17 protein-coding genes are annotated in these 21,079 nt (G+C 48.4%); 4 read left to right on the top strand and 13 right to left on the bottom strand.

The features are described 5' to 3' along the window. Positions 1-104: 104 nt before the first annotated feature. From OM416_RS23090 to OM416_RS23080, 3 genes are all read right to left on the bottom strand, one after another. Entirely contained in the window at positions 105-761 is a 657-nt protein-coding gene (locus OM416_RS23090; RefSeq protein ID WP_264933381.1) for an SGNH/GDSL hydrolase family protein, read from the bottom strand. Positions 762-902: 141 nt separating this feature from the next. Next, complete coding sequence (locus OM416_RS23085) at positions 903-1,232, bottom strand: AzlD domain-containing protein (RefSeq protein WP_264933379.1); 330 nt, start codon at positions 1,230-1,232, stop codon at positions 903-905. Further along, a complete protein-coding gene (locus OM416_RS23080) occupies positions 1,223-1,897 on the bottom strand; it encodes an AzlC family ABC transporter permease (protein WP_062837349.1) in 675 nt (224 codons plus the stop codon). Before OM416_RS23080 ends, OM416_RS23085 begins: the two co-directional genes overlap by 10 nt. A 404-nt stretch (positions 1,898-2,301) precedes the next feature. Between OM416_RS23080 and OM416_RS23075 the strand changes: the two genes are divergently transcribed. Continuing rightward, entirely contained in the window at positions 2,302-4,305 is a 2,004-nt protein-coding gene (locus tag OM416_RS23075; protein WP_264933377.1) for a methyl-accepting chemotaxis protein, read from the top strand. Between the two features lie 285 nt (positions 4,306-4,590). Here OM416_RS23075 and OM416_RS23070 read toward each other — a convergent pair whose 3' ends face one another. Then, on the bottom strand, positions 4,591-5,787 hold the full coding sequence (locus OM416_RS23070; RefSeq protein WP_264933375.1) for a DUF2087 domain-containing protein: 1,197 nt from the start codon (positions 5,785-5,787) through the stop codon (positions 4,591-4,593). Positions 5,788-6,062: 275 nt separating this feature from the next. Beyond that, positions 6,063-8,036 carry a methyl-accepting chemotaxis protein gene (locus tag OM416_RS23065; RefSeq protein WP_264933373.1) on the bottom strand — a complete coding sequence of 658 codons (1,974 nt, stop codon included), beginning with the start codon at positions 8,034-8,036 and terminating at the stop codon, positions 6,063-6,065. A 245-nt stretch (positions 8,037-8,281) separates the two neighbouring features. Between OM416_RS23065 and OM416_RS23060 the strand changes: the two genes are divergently transcribed. Then, positions 8,282-9,703: a serine hydrolase gene (locus tag OM416_RS23060; protein ID WP_264933371.1), complete on the top strand. Its 1,422-nt coding sequence runs from the start codon at positions 8,282-8,284 to the stop codon at positions 9,701-9,703. 77 nt (positions 9,704-9,780) lie between these two features. Here OM416_RS23060 and nagZ read toward each other — a convergent pair whose 3' ends face one another. The 7 genes from nagZ to OM416_RS23025 all read right to left on the bottom strand — a co-directional run bounded on the left by nagZ (position 9,781) and on the right by OM416_RS23025 (position 17,838). Further along, positions 9,781-11,469 (bottom strand): beta-N-acetylhexosaminidase, encoded by a 1,689-nt coding sequence (gene nagZ / locus OM416_RS23055; protein ID WP_264933369.1) that lies wholly within the window; start codon positions 11,467-11,469, stop codon positions 9,781-9,783. Between the two features lie 31 nt (positions 11,470-11,500). After that, the gene (locus OM416_RS23050; RefSeq protein ID WP_264933367.1) at positions 11,501-12,697 is read right to left on the bottom strand and encodes a DUF1343 domain-containing protein; all 1,197 of its coding nucleotides are present in this window, start codon (positions 12,695-12,697) and stop codon (positions 11,501-11,503) included. Beyond that, positions 12,697-13,407: a hypothetical protein gene (locus OM416_RS23045; RefSeq protein WP_264933365.1), complete on the bottom strand. Its 711-nt coding sequence runs from the start codon at positions 13,405-13,407 to the stop codon at positions 12,697-12,699. Before OM416_RS23045 ends, OM416_RS23050 begins: the two co-directional genes overlap by 1 nt. 48 nt (positions 13,408-13,455) lie before the next feature. Continuing rightward, the gene (locus OM416_RS23040) at positions 13,456-14,565 is read right to left on the bottom strand and encodes an ABC transporter ATP-binding protein (RefSeq protein ID WP_264933363.1); all 1,110 of its coding nucleotides are present in this window, start codon (positions 14,563-14,565) and stop codon (positions 13,456-13,458) included. Positions 14,566-14,608: 43 nt separating this feature from the next. Continuing rightward, entirely contained in the window at positions 14,609-15,442 is an 834-nt protein-coding gene (locus OM416_RS23035; RefSeq protein ID WP_105406148.1) for a carbohydrate ABC transporter permease, read from the bottom strand. Between the two features lie 64 nt (positions 15,443-15,506). Then, a complete protein-coding gene (locus OM416_RS23030) occupies positions 15,507-16,430 on the bottom strand; it encodes a carbohydrate ABC transporter permease (protein WP_264933360.1) in 924 nt (307 codons plus the stop codon). 55 nt (positions 16,431-16,485) lie between these two features. After that, complete coding sequence (locus OM416_RS23025) at positions 16,486-17,838, bottom strand: ABC transporter substrate-binding protein (protein WP_264933358.1); 1,353 nt, start codon at positions 17,836-17,838, stop codon at positions 16,486-16,488. Positions 17,839-18,194: 356 nt separating this feature from the next. Here OM416_RS23025 and OM416_RS23020 point away from each other — a divergent pair, with 356 nt between their 5' ends. Next, positions 18,195-19,157 carry an N-acetylglucosamine kinase gene (locus OM416_RS23020; protein ID WP_264933355.1) on the top strand — a complete coding sequence of 321 codons (963 nt, stop codon included), beginning with the start codon at positions 18,195-18,197 and terminating at the stop codon, positions 19,155-19,157. 22 nt (positions 19,158-19,179) lie between these two features. Beyond that, the gene (murQ, locus tag OM416_RS23015) at positions 19,180-20,082 is read left to right on the top strand and encodes an N-acetylmuramic acid 6-phosphate etherase (protein ID WP_264933353.1); all 903 of its coding nucleotides are present in this window, start codon (positions 19,180-19,182) and stop codon (positions 20,080-20,082) included. 137 nt (positions 20,083-20,219) lie between these two features. Here the strand turns inward: murQ and OM416_RS23010 are convergent, their stop codons facing one another. Further along, the gene (locus OM416_RS23010) at positions 20,220-21,059 is read right to left on the bottom strand and encodes a MurR/RpiR family transcriptional regulator (RefSeq protein ID WP_264933718.1); all 840 of its coding nucleotides are present in this window, start codon (positions 21,057-21,059) and stop codon (positions 20,220-20,222) included. Positions 21,060-21,079 lie beyond the last annotated feature (20 nt).

The following is a 21,079-nucleotide window of genomic DNA, read 5'->3' as shown; positions in this document are numbered from 1 at the left end:
AGCGATTCTGAAGAATTATCCATAAGAACCCTTTCCACAACTTTAAGTCCTTCTCCTTCCTATATCAAAAAAACGAAGAACCCTCGTCAGGTCCTCCGTTTTGGTTAAACAATCGCAAGTGGAGATTTTTGCACAACAGACAACCATTGGCGTGCAATCAGCTCATGACCTGCTGCGGTTGGGTGTACGCCATCCCACAACCAGTATGCTGCATCCGCCTGCTTCAGAGCATCATTGAACGTTTGCTGCAATGGCACACACACCGCGCCGAATTCTTCAGCAAGACCTTGGGCTAGTTTCTGATACTGACCGATATACTCTTCCCAGGCTTCCCATTTCTCCACGGTCGCTCCGGTTTTCAGAATAAATGGCTCCAGCAAAACCAGCCCTGTATCCGGCATCACTTCCCGTGTTTCTTCGAGCAAATGGCGATACGCCCGTCCGAAACGATCCGTTACCCCGCTAGGCTCACCATTCATCGTGCGCCAGGCATCATTAACCCCAATGAGGATACTAATCAGATCTGGTTTCAGACTAATCGTATCCTCATTCCAGCGTGCGTACAGATCGGATGCTCGATCCCCGCTGATACCTCTGTTATAAAACGTCTTATCCTTGCCCGCGAGTTCCATACCCAGTTTGCTGGAGATCAGATACGCATATCCGTGGCCGAGAAAATGATTCGGATCATCATTGCGTGATCTTCCCCCATCTGTAATCGAGTCTCCCTGAAACAATATAACGGATGGACTAGTACTCATGATTGAAATCGTTCCTTCCTCTTGTGCAAAATGGAAACACTGAACACCTCAGTCTCCATTTTATCCCTTTCGGCCACAATAGAAAATAGCGTTTTCATCACAATTCTATTCCTTCAGGTATTTCATATTTCAATCCACACTCTATCCCATCACGTATCGCAGAATCATCATAGCCACAATACCAACCAATACGGTTCCAAGCAGACTGCGTGTCCAGATCGCTACTGCAATCGTAGGCAGGGATGCCCACAGGGCTGCATTGTGCGTAATCGGCACCAACTGGTTGTCTGACATGAACAGTTCCTGACCAATCAGTGCTGCCATGACCGCTACGGGTACATACTCCAGCCAGCGTAACAACCACATTGGAATCTGTATCTTGCTGAACAGCATCAGTGGCAGTACACGCGGGATAAATGTTAACAGCGCCGAACCCATAATAATCCAGAATACATCCCATCTTACTTCCATCGTTCCATGAACACTCCCATCGTTGCCGCAATGACCGCAGCCACAATGACACTCATGCTGCCAAGTGAAGCCATGCTGGCGAAGATTACACAGACAACGGCGATAATAGCCACATTAATGTGTATTTTTTTATTTTTACGATGCACCAACTGGAGTACAACCAGTCCAATAAACATCGCAGGCAGGGCATAATCCAGACCCAGCCGTTCCGGGTTGGTAATCCAGCGTCCAAAGTACGCTCCCGCCATATTAGCCACGAACCAGTTCAAGTACGCCGTAATATTCAGACCGTGCATCCACCGTTCACTGAGTCTTTCTCTGCCAATCGCACGTGTCATCGCTACGCCAAAAGACTCATCCGTAAGCAGTGAACCAATCCACATATTTTTAAGCGGGGTCAGATGCCGAAAATACGGTGATACAGCTGCACTGAGCAGCAAATGACGTAGATTTACGAAAAATATGGTGAACATGATGGCTACTGCTGACCCATTCGATGCGAGCATACCCGCTGCAATGAACTGGGCTGATCCTGCATATAAAATCAGGCTAAGCAGAGCCGTTTCCGCCAGACTCAGACCTGCTGTCATTTCAATGACCCCCGCAGCAAAGCCAATACTCAAATAGCCAAGCAGCGTTGGGATACAATCTTTGACCCCCTGCATGAATGTAGCCTGATCCTGGACCTCTTCTGTGTTCTCCTGTCCAGATATCTGTAATGTACTTTGGTCCAACTCCGGTACATCCCCTCTCCAATTTTGGTCTCCATAAACCGATATATATCGATGTATATCCATTCAGGTTCATTTTTCGTGTCACATTAATTCAGAAATATACCACAAGATGTGCACTAAGGGAGAGACAGATTACTTTTTATAGAACAGATGTAATCCTAAATACCTATAAAATCGAAAAATATTTTCGTAAAACTCATAAATATTGTTGAATAAACTCGAATTTTGTCATACGATAGCACCAGAAACATCTGGAAAGGATGGAATGAACTATCTTTTACCAGATTGACTTGTCCACCAGACATAGGGATGGGTTACACAGAGGGGGAATGTGTATGAAGAAGATGATTCGTAAACAAGGGGTCAAAAGAACAATGCAGATGAGAGAAAAACTGATTTTGTCATTTGCTATTGTATTGCTCATTCCAACAATAAGTCTGGGTATTATCTCGTTCCAAACAGCCGATGCCAAGGTTGAAGAGAAAATGTATGAGAACGCAATCAGCAGTGTTACCGTACTTAACCAGACCATTGACCAGATCATTGGTGCAACACGCAAAAATGTGGATTTCTTGGCAAGTCAGCTGGACGCAGGCAATGTCGGACCCAACCAGGGTGACGAAACAGAGACCATCCGTACCTTGCTCGACGCGTATAAGGAAACCCATGATGACGTGGAACTTGCTTCCATCGGTACGGATCAGGGCGTGTATATTAACTCCCCTGTAACTGCAGTGAACAAAGAAGGATACGACCCCCGGGAACGCCCGTGGTATCAGGCTGCTACGCAGAACAAAGATGTCCCTACCGTAATTACACCCTACATATCAAGCAATACCGGCAATGTTGTTGCTTCGGTAGCTCAGACCTCAGCGGATGGCCATGGTGTCGTCTCTGTCAGCCTGTCGCTTGAAGCCCTCTCCAAGACGGTTAATTCCACCAAGATTGGCGAGAAGGGTTATGTCTATATCATTGATAATGCCAACAAAATCATTGTACATCCTACCGAAAAACCAGGGACCGAAGGAACCATGGAACCCTATAAAGATATTTTTGCACAGAAAAATGGAAGTCTGACTTATACACTAAATGGAAACCAGGAACACGCCTTTTTCGCCACCAATGAAACGACTGGCTGGACCGTAGTCGGTGTGATTGACAGTGGTGAAGTGACAGCATCTGTCCGGCCGATTCTCTATACCACGCTTGTCGTTGTAGCCATTGCAATTGCGGTAAGCTCCATCATCATTTTCTGGATTGTGCAGTCAATCACCAAACCGCTGAACCGCTTGGTGAAGGCATCTGACGAAATTAGTGGTGGTAATCTGACCATCGAGGTTGCTGTATTGGGGCAGGATGAATTCGGCAAGCTGAGTACCAGCTTCAATAAAATGAGCGAATCCTTGCGAACCGTCATTCAGGACGTGCGACACACGGCTGATGAGTTAACTGCTTCTTCAACACAATTGGCAGTCAACTCATCGGAGACAACCAAAGCAACAGAGCAAGTTGCCTTGATCACGGAAGAATCCGCAGCTGGACTTGAGAAACAAGCAAGTAGCCTCAAGCATACGGCACAGCAGATGAATGAGCTAGCCGGAGGTGTGGGACAGGTAACGCATAGTACGCAACAAGTATCTGAAGCTGCCATGCAAGCAAGTGAACTCGCGGATAAAGGGAATGCCACCATGCAGACGGCCGTATCCGAGATGGATTCCGTCAGTCGCTTTGTGCAAGGTATGGCAGATACTGCTGGACGACTTGGACAGCATTCCACATCCATTGGCGAGATGGTATCTGTTATTACAGACATCGCTGCACAGACCAATCTGCTTGCACTCAATGCTTCGATTGAAGCAGCACGTGCAGGTGAGCATGGACGCGGTTTCTCCGTTGTTGCCAGCGAAGTCCGCAAGCTCGCTGAACAATCCAGCCTGTCCGGCCAGAAGATTGTAGAGATGGTTGGAGCGATTCAACAGGAGATTGCAATGGCCAATCACAATGTACAGATCGGGCAACAGGATGTAAGCAACGGCATTCGCGCCGTTCAGTTTGCAGATGAAGCTTTTGCCCAGATTAGCCAGGCTGTGGGTGTCGTCAATCATCAGCTTGAGAACATTGCAGCAGCCTCACAACAGATGTCTGCAAGTACAGCCGAAGTGGTGCAGTCCATTGATCAGATCCACACTATATCCGAAACCAATGCGGACGGAACAGAGAACATCTCTGCAGCTACAGAGGAGCAGGTTGCTTCCATGCAGGAGATATCATCCTCTGCTGACTCGCTCGCACATCTGGCTCACAAGCTGCAGAAGCTGGTGGAACAATTCAAGCTGTAAACGTTGAACTAAAGATTGTTTACACTAGCACTACGATGACAGAATAACCTTCCAATCGCTGTTATCCCCAGATTTTTTGATTCCCTTATCCAAAGGGGAAAATCTGGGGATAAAGGCGAACGCTCCGCTTTTTCAGGTTTTTTCTGTCCTCTCCGTTATCGTGTAAAAGATTGGTTCAACTTATATAACAAGTAGTTTATAACCCAAAAGCCCCTTTGCCATCATATTGGCAAAGGGGCTTTGGGTTATAAAAGGTCAGGCATTTTAGAGAGGAAAATGTCCCGCTTATTCAGCAGATGGCTTTTTATCTCCGTGGTACCCTTGATCTCCATAAGGCTCTAACTGTTGAAACCAGCGATGCAGACATTTAGCCAACGCATCTTTGGGATCGTAATAGGGATTATCGTCTTGTTTCAATGTCTCCAGCACTTCGATTACAAAGGCAGTCTCTCCATATTCATTCCATTCAGCCTGCAATCTTCGATTCAGATGGCTACCCATCTGTAGCATAAACCGTTGTCCGTTAATGGTTTTCAGGTTAAGTGTGCTGTCGATATAAACTTTGCCGTTACGTTCATTCCGAATCTGGTAGACGCCCGCTTCCGTTTTGACTTCTTTGGCCTGTTCCTGCAATTCTTTGCGACGGTTCATGTTCTCCTGCTCCCCCTCTTCTTTGCGCTCCTGTTTTCCAACTTCGGCGCTCTGTTGATCTGCGCGGCTTCCCAGCCAATACTGACTGCCGTCTGGCTCACGTTTCAGCAAACCATACTCGATGAGATACCTCCGTATTTCCACGTAATCTTCATAGACTTCCTTCAGCAGATCATTGACCTGTTTCTCGGAATATTTGCGTTCTGTATCGAATCGTTTGGCTATCTCAGTGAGCACGATATATTTATGCTTTTGCTGCATATGAAACGTCTTTAGTGGACCGCCAGTCCCCTCTGGAAAATACTTGTTCAGCACCTTCTCCCGATCCTGTTCTGTAATATCAAATGAGTCACGATGGATCGTATGTCCATGCCTTGTCACAGGTGATACCCACTCAGCCGGAGCTTGGGTATCCTTACTCTTGAGAAGCTCCATTAATGCCAGGAATATCTTGGCCTGCCTCTCCTTCTCCTTCAATACAAACCGATGATTCCGGATTGTGGAGGCACTCCCGATGCCAAGGGCCTTCTGTACTTCAGCATCCTTCTTGCCTTCATAGAATTGGGCCAGCAAGCCCCGTTGCACATCAGACAATCCGGTTACGCTTTTATCCAGCTCCAGCAAATACTCAAATACCGATTCATGAGCTTTCTCGATATGAACACGCATATAGCGGGCAGCCTCATAGAGCACCCCTTCTTCAGGGTAAATAATCCCCGCTTCCGTTCTGTATCCGCAGCAGACGCATATATAGGCGGGACCTTCCTCCATATAACCACGTTTGATCTCTTCCAACGAAGCGGTTTGTAACCAAGATTCCGAGGATTTCATGTAAAAGCTCCTTTTTTTATTGATATGGTCATTTCAACCGTATATCCATCAACTTAATTTTATTATTGTTTGTTTATTTATAGACATAATATATTTTTGTTTAGTTTATGTCAATATAACTCAAAGGGATGTTTTGTTCTAAGACATACCTAACCCCCCTTGTTCAACAGAAAAAAGACTGCAGGGTTGCAACCCTGCAGTCTCATTGCAGAAAGGGCATTTCAGCGCCTTCCTTTAAGTATTCATCATAACTCATTGTTTCATTTCAATCCCTGTTACAACTTAAATCGTTCAATCATGCTTTGCAGATCTTCAGCCATACGTGACAATGCCGCCGAAGATGCTGCGACCTCTTCCATTGTAGCCAACTGCTCTTGAGCAGCAGCAGAGCCATCTTCCGTTCCAGAGGCAATTCTGTCTGACAGAACCATCGTATCATTTACTGCCTTGTTGATATGACTCATGCCCCCATCAATCTGACGGGAAGCCGCGGATACTTCTCCAGCTTGTGCAGCCACCAACTGTACGGCAGTACGAATGTTATGGAAGGCTTCGCCCGCCTCCGTAACCATCTGCGAACTCTTGATCATACCTTCACCTGTACGGGCAAAGGTCGATTGCACTGCATTGGTTTTCTCCTGCATCTCATGCATAAGCTCATTAATCCGCTCGGCTGAAGCGCCTGAGCTGTGAGCCAGTGTCTTCACTTCGTTGGCTACGACCGCGAATCCACGCCCTTGCTCGCCAGCTCTTGAAGCTTCAATGGACGCATTCAATGCGAGTATGTTGGTCTGTTTGGCGATGGACGTAATCTCAGCCACAATCACAAGAATCTCTTCATTTTTCGCGCGCAGATCCTCAATGACCACAGACATGGCTTTGCTCTCGTCATTCACCTGCTGAATATGCGTAACCGCTTCTTCTACGGTAACCATACCCGCTTCCGACTTGGTGGAAGCATCCAGAGCGATACGAGCGGTGTCTTCAGCACTTGATGAGATTTCTTTGACTCCAATGGACATTTCGCCCACAAGTTGGCCAGTAGCGGCAAGACTATTGTTCTGCAACGTCGTTCCTGCAGCTGCATCCTGCATCAGTTCAGCTACCTGCTCTGTCGCTTTGGATGTCTGCTCAGAACTTGCCATCAGCTCTTCAGAAGAAGCTGCCAGCTGACTGGATGTATCATGTACCTCCCCAAGCACATTACGCAGTGAAGTTGTCATTGTATCGAAGCTTTCTCCAAGCTGTCCGAACTCATCCTTGCGCTGCAAACCAACCCGAACGGTGAGATCTCCGGCGCTTACTTTGGATGCTGCCTGCGTTAATTGCAGTAATGGTCGGTGAATGCTGCGGATAATGAAAATAAGCAGAATCAACCCTATAACCAATGCAGATGCCACAATCGTAATTGCACGGATCATAATAGGCATTACGGCTTCCGTTGCTTCGGAAGGAACCATCTCGCCAACAATTTTCCACCCCGTCACCGGATTGGTATAATACACAGCTTCCACTTCGCGACCTTCGTATGTATACTTCACCGTCCCACTTTCCTGCGTATACATCTCATTAATGTAGCTTTCATCTGACTGCGTACCCGATTCAATACTATAGTGGAACAGGAATTTACCCCCGTTATCCAGCATATACAGTTTTCCTTCTTTACCAATACGTATCTGATCAACGGATTCTTTCAGATGATTGAGACTGACATTGGCCCCAAATACCCCTTTACCATCAGCCAGCTTGGCTGCTGCCGTTACGACCCACTCGCCTGTTGTAGCCGACTGAAACGTATCCGAGATTACCGGTTCGTCTTGAGACATACCCATCGTATACCATGAACGTTCACGCGGATCATAGATCTGTTCTCCGGGATCAGGGGATTTCATCCAGCTACCATCATCGGCACCTGCCGTAAGAACACCCAGTTCTTTATGACTCTGAGACATTCGATCCATCTGCCTTTGAAGCGCAGGGGACTTGTTAATAATATCGTTTGAAGTAATACCTGCAGCCATCTGCGCTGCGTTATCCTTCTCCATTTCCAGCATTTGATTTATCTGCAGACTAAGCATTTCTGTTTTGGCCTGTGCGGAACGAATAATTTCCAGCTTAACCTGGTCGGCAGCTTTTTGATAAGATAACCATCCCACGGTAATGCTCGGCACAATCAGGAACAGGAGCAATGCAGCGATTAGGCGTTTTTTTACGGTTAAAGTAAACCAATTTCGAATCCTTTTCTTCATTTAACTATCCCCCATCATAATCTTCACCCATCCTTTTATCGGACAATCGCTGTAAAAATATTATGTATCGATACTAAATTAGAATAAATTTAATCTTTTCGGTCAGGTTAGATGGACGCACCTTATCCTTCTTTTCGTTTTGACCCCCTTAGCGAGATCGTTTACAATGCTCATAAGCTGGTTATTCATGAAACGATTGGAAGGAGAGGATTCAAATCTTACGCAAGGCAAATGAAAGGCAACGTGTGTCCAATGTATATTCATCCATGTTCCGCATTCTGTTAGCGTTCATCCTGTGCGCAGGTCCGATTCTGGGACAAGCTGGTATTCATGCATCCGCAGCGCAGACGACGCAAGCAGTTCACATTGAAGTGAATGGTGAGCAACAATCCTGGAAGAACGCACCACTTATCATCAAAGGTTCAACGTTTGTTCCACTTCGGGATGTGGTCACATCTGTCAAAGGCACGTTAAAATGGGATAATCGCACCAAGACGGCTACCATTACCGTTGGCAGAGACAAGCTGATACTTCAAGCTGGTAGCAATTCCATTAAGGTAAACCAAGTCGATCTGGCCACAGGTGTAAATTCACGTACCGTTAACGGTACGTTGATGGTCCCTGTCCGGGCCATGGCTAATGCAATCAAGGCCGATATTAAAGTCCAACGCACAGCTACAGGTCAGATGAGTGTGAATATGGTAACCGATCAAGTCAGCCTGCTGAACAACGAGGTTGCTAGCGTAGATACATATCTGCGCGAGATCAACTATCCAGGTATGGCGCTGATCGCCCGTGATGGTGAAGTACTTTTGAAGCAAGGCTACGGACTTGCCGACGAGCAGACGCTGAATCGCCCGGATCAGAAGACTCGAATCGCATCGCTGAGCAAATCCTTCACGGCCGCTTCTATTCTTAGTCTGGTGGAAGAAGGAAAAGTTGATGTGCAAGATCCCATCTCCAAGTACATCTCCGGTATACCGCAAGGAGATCAGATTACGCTGCACATGCTGTTATCTCAGACCTCAGGCCTGCCATCCGCATTCGGTCGGGGTGAAGGAACTTCTATGGAAGAGACTGTAGAAGAGATTCGCCACAAAACGCTGAAGTTTGAACCGGGAAGTGCCTATCTATACAGCAACAGCGGGTATGTTTTGCTTGCATACGTCGTTGAACAAGTATCCGGCATGAGTTATGGCGATTACGTGCAACAGACGATACTGAAGCCACTTGGCATGAAGAATTCGGGAGAGGCTTCCCGTAAAGTGCATACGATTAGTGGATTTGTTCAACAAGAAAATGCATGGGTAACTGCTCCTTACTATGTATCTCAATCCGGGTCAGGAACTATCTATTCCACGGTGGACGATATGCTGAAATGGGATCGTGCCTTGTATACGGACCAGATTCTAAGCCAGGATACGATTGAACAAATGTATGAACCTTACTCTGATAAAAACTATGGCTACGCCTGGATTCTGAAAGAGAACGGCACGAACCGTACCGTCTTCCACAACGGTAGTGGTGGCGGGTTTGCCACAGCCTTTTCACGTAATCTGTCCGATGACATCACCATTATCCTGCTTGGTAACCACGCAGGTATGGACATGACTTCACTTTTGGATGAAGTTGAGGCAAAAACAGCTAAAGCACTGCAATTGAAATAATCCATAATTATTCGTTTGTACAGAGCAAAGAGACGGTCCTGTAAAGGATCGTCTCTTTGCTCTGTAGGTCTTCATTTTTACTTTATCGTGACAGGAAGTTTCCCCGCAAAAGGAATACGACCCATCAGCGCCTGAGCGACGCTATCCATGGCAAGAGGTCGGCTCTCGTAAGCCGCTACATAGACCTCGGCAGACGGAATCGCCAGCAGATCATAAGGGCTTCGCAATGCCACAACCGTCAATGGCTTGCCCAGTTGCTGCAACCAGCCGATCAGTCGGCACTGTGGATCGCCGGAGGGGCTTCCCGCATTGTAGGTTCCCACCACAATCTGCCGAATGTCATCCTCTTCCGCCGCCTGAAGCAGACGAGCGGATCGAATGGCAACTTCCTCGGGCGTGACCGTCAGATCGACAACGTCCAGATCATAATTGGATAAAGCCGCGCCCAAGGTGAACGCCTGAGTCAGCTGTTCGTCAGCAATTGTCGTCACCGACGTGGCAACTGTTATGACCAGTGTGCGTTCCAGCTTCAAAGGCAGCATATTCAGCTCATCGCGCACCAGTGTGATACTGTTCTCGCTAATACGGCGGGCAACCTCTTGGTGTAATGAACTGTTGCGCTCCGACCAACTGGATAGAGCAAGATCGTTTGAAGCCTTTGACGAAAGTGCATTTGATACTACACCTTCCAATTCCTCATCACCTGCACCACCCGTTTCACTCTCCAGTAAACCACGTTTCGCCTTGTACATCAGCAAGCGGGTTACCGATTCATCAATACGACTCTCGCTAATCCGTCCGCTCCTCACAGCTGCTAGCAACGCTTCAAAGGCCTCTGCCTGAAGATTAGCCGTATGGCTAATTAACACCAGATCTGCTCCAGCCTCTACCGCCATCACAGCTGCATCGACAGTCCCATAGTTCACGGCAATAGCATCCATCTCCATGCAATCTGTCACGATCATGCCCTCATAACCCAGTTCCTGACGAAGTAATCCGCTTAATACGGTTTGTGATAGTGTCACGGGCAGACGCTCCGGCTCCAGTGCAGGAAAATAAATATGCGCCGACATCATGGCATCGACACCTTCGGCGATGGCGGCTTGGAATGGAATCAACTCCAGCCGCTCTACCCGTTCACGATCATGAGCGATGATCGGGAGATCCAGATGCGAATCGGTATCCGTATCCCCGTGTCCCGGGAAATGTTTGGCTGTCGCTGCAATGCCAGCGTCCTGAATTCCCGCAATGGTTCTGGCCCCATATTCTGCAACGGATTGTGGAGATTCGCCGAATGATCGTACACCGATTACCGGATTGGCCGCGTTATTGTTCACATCCAATACCGGAGCAAAGTTCATATTAATGCCCATGGACTTCAGCTCCAACCCACTGATATATGCCGCCTGATACGCATCGTCGATGGAACCGGCAGCAGCAATGGCCATTTGCCCAGGCATCAAGGCAATCCCTTCGATAATCCGGGCAACCATGCCGCCTTCCTGATCAATGGATATCCAGAGCGGCACATTACCGCTGCTTTTGGCAGTCTGTTGTAGCCCTAACGATAACCGATCTACCTGCTCTGGCGACTCAACGTTGCGCGCAAAGTAGATTACACCACCGATGGGATACTTTCGGAGAAAGGATTCCACATCGCCAGTAGCTTCAGTGCCATGAAAGCCACAAAGCAGCATCTGCCCGATTTTCTCACGCAAGGTCATCTGTTTCAACTTCGACAGGTATAACTCTTTTTTTCCACTCATTCCATACCTCCCTCCGATGACAAACATCCGTTCATTGATATAACAAAAACGGCTTTCGCCGCTCTTTCCATTCCGCTGCCTGTACATTCCATGCTTCGATTAAACGAACGAATTCCGCACGGTCATGAATGAATTCCCTGACTTTCCTGCCTCCGGTCAACAGATCAATAAAATAACGAGAACCCGGCTGTGGCGGCTCCAACCAGCGAAATTGCTCCGGATAAATCGACGCCAGTTCATGCAAAAGCACTAATCCTGTCTCTACCGCCCGGAATTTTCTGCTGTCCGTCACAAAAATTCTTACGCCTCCACACAGCTCCCCTGCATGTTTGGAGAACGTTGGCGACATATACACCGGATGCACATGCACACCTTCCAGCTTGTATTCCCGAAATCGTTCCGCCAAACGCTCACCCTCAACCCAGGGTGCCCCGATCCACTCGAATGGGCGGGTCGTGCCCCTGCCCTCCGATACATTAGTGCCTTCGAACAGGCACGTACCCGCATATACCCGCACACTGTCCAGCGTGGGCATATTCGGAGAAGGTAGCATCCAGGGAAGCCCACAATTCGTGAACTCCATGGAGCGATGCCACCCTTCCATGGCAACCACGTCCAATTGGCACGGCACCTCCAACTCGCTGTTAACCATCAGAGCCAGTTCACCTACCGTCATTCCGGTACGTACAGGTACACGCCAAGCGCCAACGAGAGATTCATACCCTGCGTTCAGCACACCGCCTTCCACAGCGTTTCCTCCCAGTGGATTGGGGCGGTCCAGAATCAGCAACCGTTTACCAGCTCCAGCGCAGGCCTCCATCATATGGAACAGGGTTGAGACATACGTGTAATAGCGGATGCCCACATCCTGAATGTCAAACAGTACCGTATCCACTCCAGCCAACATTGCAGGTGTAGGTTTCTTGTAATCTCCATACAGGCTGAACACCGGAATGCCAAAACGCGGATGGAGCATATCTCCGAATCTGACACCTGCCTGAAGCTCTCCATCCAGTCCGTGCTCACAGGCATAGAGTGCTGTAAGCTCGGCATTCGACAGTCCGGCGCATACATCTATTGTCGATACAAAGTCCGCCGTAATACCAGTCGGGTTCGTGATCAAACCGATTCGAGTATCGGTTAACCATGGATGTGACAACCCTCTGGACAAAAGATCAACTCCCGTTTTTACGGCCGGAATCTGCTCGGACCCATTCAACAGGCCCATCACACATTCCCCTGGCTTATCCAACCTGTATGCTGGTGATCATTACCGCCTGTTGCGGAAGGCTCCTCTTCGGGTTCCAGCACATTGAGAGCAACCTTATGCTGATAGATGGCAAACATACCTCCAAACAGTGCTCCGAAACCAACGACAGTCAGCATCAACAAAGCCGTCAGACACATGGCCTGAAAACAAGCGCCCATCGTATACCCTGGATGACGGAAGAACAGCTTTACACTTTCCCCCATTGCCTGAAGAATGCCCATGTTTTTTTGTAAAACAAGCTGCCAGGTATAGAACTGTGACATTAGAGCCATGAGAACGAAGAACGTCTGGAATACGCTCACTGCTGTACCTGTAATTCCACCCTGTCCACCGTAATACCACCAGGTTGACCATAGAATGAAGCCAAGCACCGCGAAAAGCACACCCACGGCTCCTCCGGGAGCCACTCCCTTTAACGTTCCAATCCAGATATCCTTAAGCCCATTGCGCCGTTCCTTACGTTCCAGCCTGTGATACACGGCATAACTGACACCGAATAGGATAGGCATATAAATCACGGCCAGAAGCAGCACCGCCATCAATAGTGGAGCAAACATCAGAATAGGCACCATCACGATGGAGCTAACAACACTGTACAAGGCCACCGGAATAATATCCCGATAGATCTCCGCGCCCGACTTGACCAATACTTCACTCAGTTTACGCATCGTCACTCTCTCCTTTCTCACAATGCCTTCTTCGCCCAGCCTCGTCTCTTACTCTCTTCCAATCGCAAGCTCCGTCTCTGGGTCGAAAAAGTGTGCCTTACGCAAGTCCAGCACAAAATTCTTGTCCATTCCTACATAAGCATGTGTTTCGGGGTGAACTTTAGCCGTAACAGTACGGGCACCGGATTGGAAATACACCAGATTCTCCGATCCCAAATGTTCTACGACCTGAACTCGTGCCTGCAGTATGTGGTCTGTTGGGATATTTGGAGCCACATCTTCACCAAAAATATGCTCTGGACGTAAACCCAAAATCACCGGCTTGCCTTGATGGCTCTGAAGACGAGAAAGTACATCCTCTGACAGAGTGAATGATGCTCCCTCGATGACAACCTGCGTGCCTTCAATCCGGGCATCGATGAAGTTCATCGCCGGGGAACCAATAAATCCGGCCACAAACATATTCCGCGGACTTGCATACAATTCTTTCGGTGAAGCCACCTGTTGAATATCTCCATGGTTCATGACCACGATGCGTTCCCCTAGTGTCATGGCCTCCACCTGATCATGCGTCACGTACACAATCGTGGCACCGAGGCGTTTATGCAGTTCACCCAGCTCCACCCGCATCTGCACCCGCAACTTGGCATCCAGATTGGACAGTGGTTCGTCGAATAAAAACACCTGCGGATCACGGACGATCGCCCGGCCCACCGCAACCCGCTGGCGCTGACCACCGGACAGCTCGCGTGGTTTGCGCTCCAGCATGGCTTCCAGTCCCAGAATGGAGGCCGCATTCTGCACCTGTTCATCAATATAGGACTTTGGCTTTTTCAGATTTTTCAGGCCAAAGGACAGATTTTCACGGATGGTCATATGCGGATACAGTGCATAATCCTGAAATACCATCGCGATATCTCGATCCTTGGGATGCAGATCGTTGACGAGCCGGTCACCGATCACAATATCGCCGCTCGTTTGCTTTTCAAGTCCAGCAATCATGCGCAGTGACGTCGTCTTTCCACAGCCCGAAGGACCAACAAACACCACGAATTCCTTATCTTCTATAACAAAGTCCGAGCCGGCCACAGCCGTGAACGTTCCTTTATGATCGTCTTTGAATTCTTTGCGCACTTGGCGAAACTCCACGCGTGCCATAGGTAGATCCCCCTTTACGTTGTCACTTGTCCTGAACTAACAGCTAACCTTTTACTGCTCCGATCGTAATGCCTTGTAGGAAATAACGTTGCAGTGAGAAAAACAGAATGATCATGGGCAGTGCACCTATTGTTGCCCCTGCCATCATCGCACCGAAATCCGTTGATTCGGCAAATACGAATGAGGCAAGCCCCACCTGAATGGTACGCATCTCGTTGGAATTGGTAATAAGGAACGGCCAGAAAAATTCGTTCCACGAAGCCACAAACGTGAATATCGCCAGCACCGCGATTCCTGGCTTCGCCATCGGTAGAATGACTTTCCAGAAGATGCCGAATTCACTGCATGCATCAATACGTGCCGCATGTATCAGCGATGTGGGCAGCGTAGACATGAACTGTTTCATCAGGAATATGTTCCCTACGCTAACCGCAGCAGGCAAAATAATGGCCGTATACGTATCCCCTAAGTCAAACACATTGACCATCAGAATATACAAAGGAATCAGCGTCACCTGTGCCGGGATCATCATCGTCCCAAGCAACGTCCAGAATACCGCCTGACTTCCCGGAAACTTCAGTTTGGCGAACGCATATCCCGCCAGGGAGGCGAAGAATACATTCGTGACGGTCAAAATGATCGAGATGAGCAGCGAGTTATATAGCCAGCGCCAAGCATCGGTTTTGGCAAAAAAGCGCTCATATGGTGATAACGATAACTGCTCCGGAATCATCTGTGGTTTAAACGAAGCTGACATCGCGCTATCCTGCACCGAACCGACGAGCATCCAGTACATCGGAATGACCGTCACCAGCGCCCAGCCCACCAGCAAAATGGATGCAACGACGAGCAGTGTCTTTTTCTGTGTTGATTTCATGAATTACATTCACCCCCGGATGCTTGATGCAACATGCTCTAACAGTACGTGTTTTGAATTACCTCTAATACTCAATATCGCTGGAGAAATATTTGAACTGTATGACGGAGATGACAATAATGATCAGAGCCAGTACAAATGACTGAGCCGATGCCAATCCGAATTCATAGAACTTGAATGCTGTCTCGTAGATCAGATAGGCAATCGTCGTTGTCGCAAAGTTCGGTCCGCCCTGCGTCATCAGATAGACAGAGATGAATACCTGAAAAGACATGATGACACCCGTCACCAGCAAGTAGAGCGTTGTTGGTTTCAGAAGTGGCCATGTAATCTTGCTGAACTGGGTCCAGCCACTGGCATGGTCGATATCCGCCGCCTCATACAGCGATTTTGGAATACCACCCATGGCTGCCAGATACAGAATAATGCCCGCTCCATGCGATCCGAGCCAGTTCATCAGAATGAGGGAAAAGAGTGCCGTTCCCGATTGGCCCAGCCAGATTACCGGATCAAGGCCGAACAAGCCAAGAAAACGGTTGAGCAACCCCGAATCGGTAGGATCAAAGATCGCCAGCCATACGATGGAGATGGTTACCCCGGATGCTACCGCAGGCAGATACATCGTAGCTTTGAAAAAAGTCTGCCATTTGCTTTTCATCTGAAAGATGAAATAGGACAGCACAAATGTGATGAGAATATTGACTGGCACCGTACCCAAGGTAAAGATGACCGTATTTTTGATCGACTTCCAGAACGTCTCATCCTTTACCAGTCTTTCATAGTTGTCCAACCCTACCCAAGTGGAGTTCATAATGTTGTATTTCTGGAAGCTCATAATGAGAGCAGTCAGTACCGGATACAGCGTAAAAATGAGAAACAGCAGGACAGGCGCCAAAATAAACAAATACGCCCACCCGTAGTCTCGCCAAAACCGGGCAACCCGGGAAGTCCGGGGCACAGACGGCTTTGGCGCAAGGGCGGTCTGCATGGCGAATCCTCCTCTCCTAATCAGTGTGATTTTTCGTTATGTTCTATGGTCCGAGTTATTGTCCAAACATCTGCTGGCCTTTGTTCTTGAAGTCTTCTGCGATCTGCTCCGGTGTTTTCTCACCCGAGAACAGCGCCTGAATGTTAGGCTTCACAACTTGTTCCTTGAATTGTTTTTGCTGAGATGCTTTGTCGATATCCAGTTCCAATACAACCGGCATCGCGATATTTTCTGCCATGACTTTTGCAGCATCCAGATTATCCGCTTGCCCAAGTTCTTTCCCTTTAAACAGATCCACCTGGGACTGTCTTACGAATGGAAGCGCCAGTTCATTGGCTGAGTTACCTGCTTTGGCACCACTAAGCGCCTCCATCACCAGGAACGTATTTTTGGCATGCTGTTCGCCTTTATCCTTCTTCTGTTTGAAGGCTACGTATCCTTCGCCACCCATTGTTGTCGCCGCAGGTTGATCGTCATTATGCGGTACAGGCAACAGCACAAAATCAATCTTCTCCCCTTGCACCTTGCCATCGTCGATGTCCTTGTTACGGTTCTGAATCATCACATCATAATAAGGAATCGCTTTGGAGATGATCGCCGTTTCACCCGCGTAGAACATATCCGTCCGTTTTGCTGGAGCGAGAGCCGCCGTTTCCTTCGGCATATATCCTTTATCCATCAGGGTTTTGATAAAAGAGAGGGTATCCAGAATGCGTCCATCATTCCATTGGAACGTGCCGTCTTTGTCAAGAACATCAATCATGCCGTTGTTCCGGGATAACATTTCAATGAAGTCGAGCGAAGTACCGTCAGTGACCAACGCATACTGCTTAGCCCCACCATCGAGCGTTTTGGTTAACTTGGCCGCGGCATCGTTGAATTCGGACCAGGTCCAGCCATTTTGCTGAATGGACTTCCAGTCAATGCCTGCTTCTTCCAGAATGCGTTTGTTACCACCCCATGCCCATTGGAATTGGTACAATGGCAATCCATACTGCTTCCCCTGAATCTGGCCTAAATCAAGCGTACCCGGCAAGTAGTCATCCTTGATCTCAGTTGTCAGGTAGCTATCCAGTTCAAGCCCCAGGCCCGTATTCACATAAGTGCCGTCTACACTATGAAAGTAAAGATCCGGCGGGTTGCCCGCGTTCAAAGCGACATCGAATTTTTTGGGCCCTTCCGCCCAGGAGAGCATTTCCGTCTTTACAGTAATGTTCGGGTGTTCTTTATTAAAATCAGAGATTAGATCCTTCAGTTCATCTTCATATGTGCCATGTACAGGATAGGTCCATACCGTTACCGTATCGTCAGCATTCGGATCATCCGAAGCAGCACCTCCGCTATTCCCACAGGCAGTAACCCAGACCATCATCAACAACATCGTCCATACCAGACCCTTCTTTTTCATCCCTTCATCTCCCTCGCGTGTCGTCTTCCGATTCTTTCATTAGCTAACCATGCTACCCCTTTGAGATCATTCGGCCTTCAAACGGCATCCACCTATAAACGCGGCAGTAAGGAAAAGCACCTCCCTGTAGATTGCACCTGCCAGTACGCAGGCTAAATCTCTTAAATGCAATATTAACGTCAACTTAGTTGACATTAACAGTATTAATTCCTTCCAAAATTGTAGATTGAGTTCATTATATGAGCTGTAAAATAAAAATTCAACATTATTTTTTATTATAAAATTTAATTTTACTTTTTCATTTCATGCCACTATACTATGTAAAAAGAAAACCCAAGCGAGCGAGGTGAGCTAGTTTGCGAGTATATGCAGGCATTGATGGAGGCGGTACCAATACTGATGCAGCAATCATTTCAGATTCCGGAAAAGTACTCGCCCGGTTCCGTGGGGGTCCCACCAATCCTCACAGTGTACCGCCCGAACAGGCGATTTCAGAACTGCATCGGGTGCTGGATTGGCTCTTTAACCTGATAAATGATTTATCGACAAAATGTAAAGGTATATGTCTAGGTATGTCAGGTATAGACACTGTGCAAGAACGTCAGATGATTGTTGATGCAGTACATGACTATATGAAGAACCAAAATTTGAAAGGATCCGAAACCTGTTCAGTCTGGGTTGTATCGGAGGGTGAGATTGCCCTGATGGCATCCCTCGGCCACACTCACGGTGTATTGTGTATCTCTGGAACCGGGTCCATCGTATACGGCTTCACGCCGGAAGGAGAACGGTACCGCACAGGAGGCTGGGGTCATCTGCTTGGAGATGAAGGAAGTGGCTATCGAATTGGACAACGGACGCTTCAAGCCATCATGCAGAGCTATGACGGGATTCTCCCTCCGACCCGGCTTACCCCGCTTCTTATCCAGAAGCTGAATCTTCAGAATCTATTGGAGCTGAAGGTACGGGTGTACCAGGCTGATTGGGGAAAAACCGAAACGGCATCCATCGCCCGTCTCGCTATAGAAGCAGCCGAATCCGGCGATGAGGTTGCCCAGATGCTAATTATCGATGAAGCCGGACAGTTGGCAGATACGGCAAAGGCATTGATTGCCCGTCATCATGTATTTACAGCCGCGCAGGTTGTCCTGTCCGGATCACTGTTTCGTTACTCTGAGCTGTTCCGAGATACGTTTATTCAGAGGCTTTTGGAATATGATGGAGAGCTGAGATTTGTTCACCGGGAGGATATTCCGGCTCCGGCGGTAGGTGCGGCGCAGTTGGCTAAGCAGCGCTGTTCCCAGAATGGATCATTTTGAAAGAGAGAAGGAGGCCATACGAATGAATCACATGCTTAACTCATTGATAACCGAACAACCTAATCCACTGACAGATCATATAGATGAAATGCCCTCGGCAGATATTATGGAACTGATTAATAGCGAGGACCAACGAATTGCACAGTTAATTCAACCACTCATTCCTGTGATCGCACAGGCTGCTGACCGGATTGTAGATGCCTTTCAGTCAGGCGGCAGACTGTTCTATGTGGGTGCAGGTACCAGTGGAAGATTGGGAATTTTGGACGCTTCCGAGTGCCCACCTACCTATGGTACCCCTCCCTCCATGGTGCAGGGTATTATTGCAGGGGGATTCCGGGCAGTAAAGGACCCCGTTGAAGGTGCTGAAGATAGTGAGGAATTGGGAGCTGCAGACTTGGATGAGCATGGATTGAACAACAACGATGTTGTAGTCGGTATCGCCGCCAGCGGACGAACTCCCTACGTGCTGGGTGCCATGAGACATGCCAAGCAGATCGGAGCTACAGTAATCAGCTTGAGCAATAACGCTGGCACGCCGATGACCCTGCTGGCTGATGTGAGTATTGAGGCCGTTGTGGGGCCGGAGGTTGTCATGGGATCAACACGCATGAAGGCAGGCAGCGCCCAGAAGATGATTCTGAACATGCTAACCACTACCGCCATGATTCGTCTGGGCAAAGTCTACCGCAATTTCATGGTGGATCTGAACCCTTCAAACGAAAAGCTTGTCCATCGTGCCAAACGAATGATCCAGCTGGCAACAGGCGCGAGTGAAGCAGACATTGAACAGGTATTTATCGCGGCTGATGGGCATGTCAAAACGGCGATCGTCATGCTGATGGCAGACGTGGACGCAACGGAAGCTCAGCGCAGGCTTGATCTGGCTGACGGATTTGTCCGCAGCGCTATTTCCGGGAAATAACGTAGCAATATATGGTTGAACACAAAGGAGCCCGACATTGGTCTGGGCCCTTTTTTTGATTTTTTATAGGTAAAGCGAACGTCTCTATCCATTAAAAAATCCCTCCTGTTAAAAACAGTAAAGGGACTCGTCCATTCTCATTTATGTTCCAGAATAGCCTGTCGGCTCTTCTCCAAATACTCCACCGACTGGTTGTAATCCCGACTGGCAATCGCCAGATACAAAATGTCGATCACGTTCAACTGAGCAATCCGTGACGATGTTGCTCCGCTCCGAATATCACTTTCGGTGGAAGTAATCATCAGGGGCACATCCGCCATACTACTGAGTGTATTGCTGCCCCACTTGGTAATGCTGATTGTCGCTGCACCGCCTTCGTGAGCATGCTTGAGACAGGAGATTACGTTCGAAGTCTCCCCTGAATACGAGATACATACGACCGCATCATCTTCACGAAGCGTCGTTGCGGACGAAATCTGCATATGCGGATCGGCGAACGAAAAGCTTGTGCGATTGATTCGCATGAACTTGTAGTGTGCATCCAGCGCAATCAGGTTGGAGGCCCCCACTCCATAGAAAAAGATCCGGTTCGCCCGATGAAGCACGTCCACGGCCTTTTCCACCAAACGTGGGTCCAGAATATGAACGGTATCCTTCACCGACTGAATATTGTTTGCGGACACATGCTGAATAATGCTCTCCATGGAGTCCTGGGGACGAATCTCCGTATATTGATATGGCTCACTCGTCTGCAAATCTCCGGCAATCTTCAGCTTCAGCTCCTGAAACCCCGTTACCCCCAGCGATTTACAAAGACGAATAATGGCAGCTGGGCTGCCTCCACTCCGTTCAGACAACTGAGCCACCGAGGACTGAACCGTCTCTTGGGGATGATCCAGAATATAAGCCCCGATCTTTCGTTCCGACGGAGTCAAGTCATCCATTAATGCGCGTAAACGTACAAGTCCACCTTTCATGCCTTCCATCCGCTCCTCCT

The sequence above is a fragment of the Paenibacillus sp. LS1 genome, assembly GCF_026013365.1.
GTDB lineage: Bacteria > Bacillota > Bacilli > Paenibacillales > Paenibacillaceae > Paenibacillus.
Note: the sequence above shows the minus strand (reverse complement) of the source record. Positions and strands in the feature narration are given on the sequence as shown.

What these genes read in the sequence shown, in the direction of transcription:
- murQ (WP_264933353.1), top strand. Translation starts at nt 19,180, where the DNA reads ATGAATCACATGCTTAACTCATTGATAACCGAACAACCTAATCCACTG.
- OM416_RS23085 (WP_264933379.1), bottom strand. Translation starts at nt 1,232, where the DNA reads ATGGAAGTAAGATGGGATGTATTCTGGATTATTATGGGTTCGGCGCTG.
- OM416_RS23010 (WP_264933718.1), bottom strand. Translation starts at nt 21,059, where the DNA reads ATGAAAGGTGGACTTGTACGTTTACGCGCATTAATGGATGACTTGACT.
- OM416_RS23090 (WP_264933381.1), bottom strand. Translation starts at nt 761, where the DNA reads ATGAGTACTAGTCCATCCGTTATATTGTTTCAGGGAGACTCGATTACA.
- OM416_RS23030 (WP_264933360.1), bottom strand. Translation starts at nt 16,430, where the DNA reads ATGCAGACCGCCCTTGCGCCAAAGCCGTCTGTGCCCCGGACTTCCCGG.
- OM416_RS23045 (WP_264933365.1), bottom strand. Translation starts at nt 13,407, where the DNA reads ATGCGTAAACTGAGTGAAGTATTGGTCAAGTCGGGCGCGGAGATCTAT.
- OM416_RS23080 (WP_062837349.1), bottom strand. Translation starts at nt 1,897, where the DNA reads ATGCAGGGGGTCAAAGATTGTATCCCAACGCTGCTTGGCTATTTGAGT.
- OM416_RS23050 (WP_264933367.1), bottom strand. Translation starts at nt 12,697, where the DNA reads ATGGGCCTGTTGAATGGGTCCGAGCAGATTCCGGCCGTAAAAACGGGA.
- OM416_RS23065 (WP_264933373.1), bottom strand. Translation starts at nt 8,036, where the DNA reads ATGAAGAAAAGGATTCGAAATTGGTTTACTTTAACCGTAAAAAAACGC.
- OM416_RS23040 (WP_264933363.1), bottom strand. Translation starts at nt 14,565, where the DNA reads ATGGCACGCGTGGAGTTTCGCCAAGTGCGCAAAGAATTCAAAGACGAT.
- OM416_RS23025 (WP_264933358.1), bottom strand. Translation starts at nt 17,838, where the DNA reads ATGAAAAAGAAGGGTCTGGTATGGACGATGTTGTTGATGATGGTCTGG.
- nagZ (WP_264933369.1), bottom strand. Translation starts at nt 11,469, where the DNA reads ATGAGTGGAAAAAAAGAGTTATACCTGTCGAAGTTGAAACAGATGACC.
- OM416_RS23075 (WP_264933377.1), top strand. Translation starts at nt 2,302, where the DNA reads ATGAAGAAGATGATTCGTAAACAAGGGGTCAAAAGAACAATGCAGATG.
- OM416_RS23035 (WP_105406148.1), bottom strand. Translation starts at nt 15,442, where the DNA reads ATGAAATCAACACAGAAAAAGACACTGCTCGTCGTTGCATCCATTTTG.
- OM416_RS23070 (WP_264933375.1), bottom strand. Translation starts at nt 5,787, where the DNA reads ATGAAATCCTCGGAATCTTGGTTACAAACCGCTTCGTTGGAAGAGATC.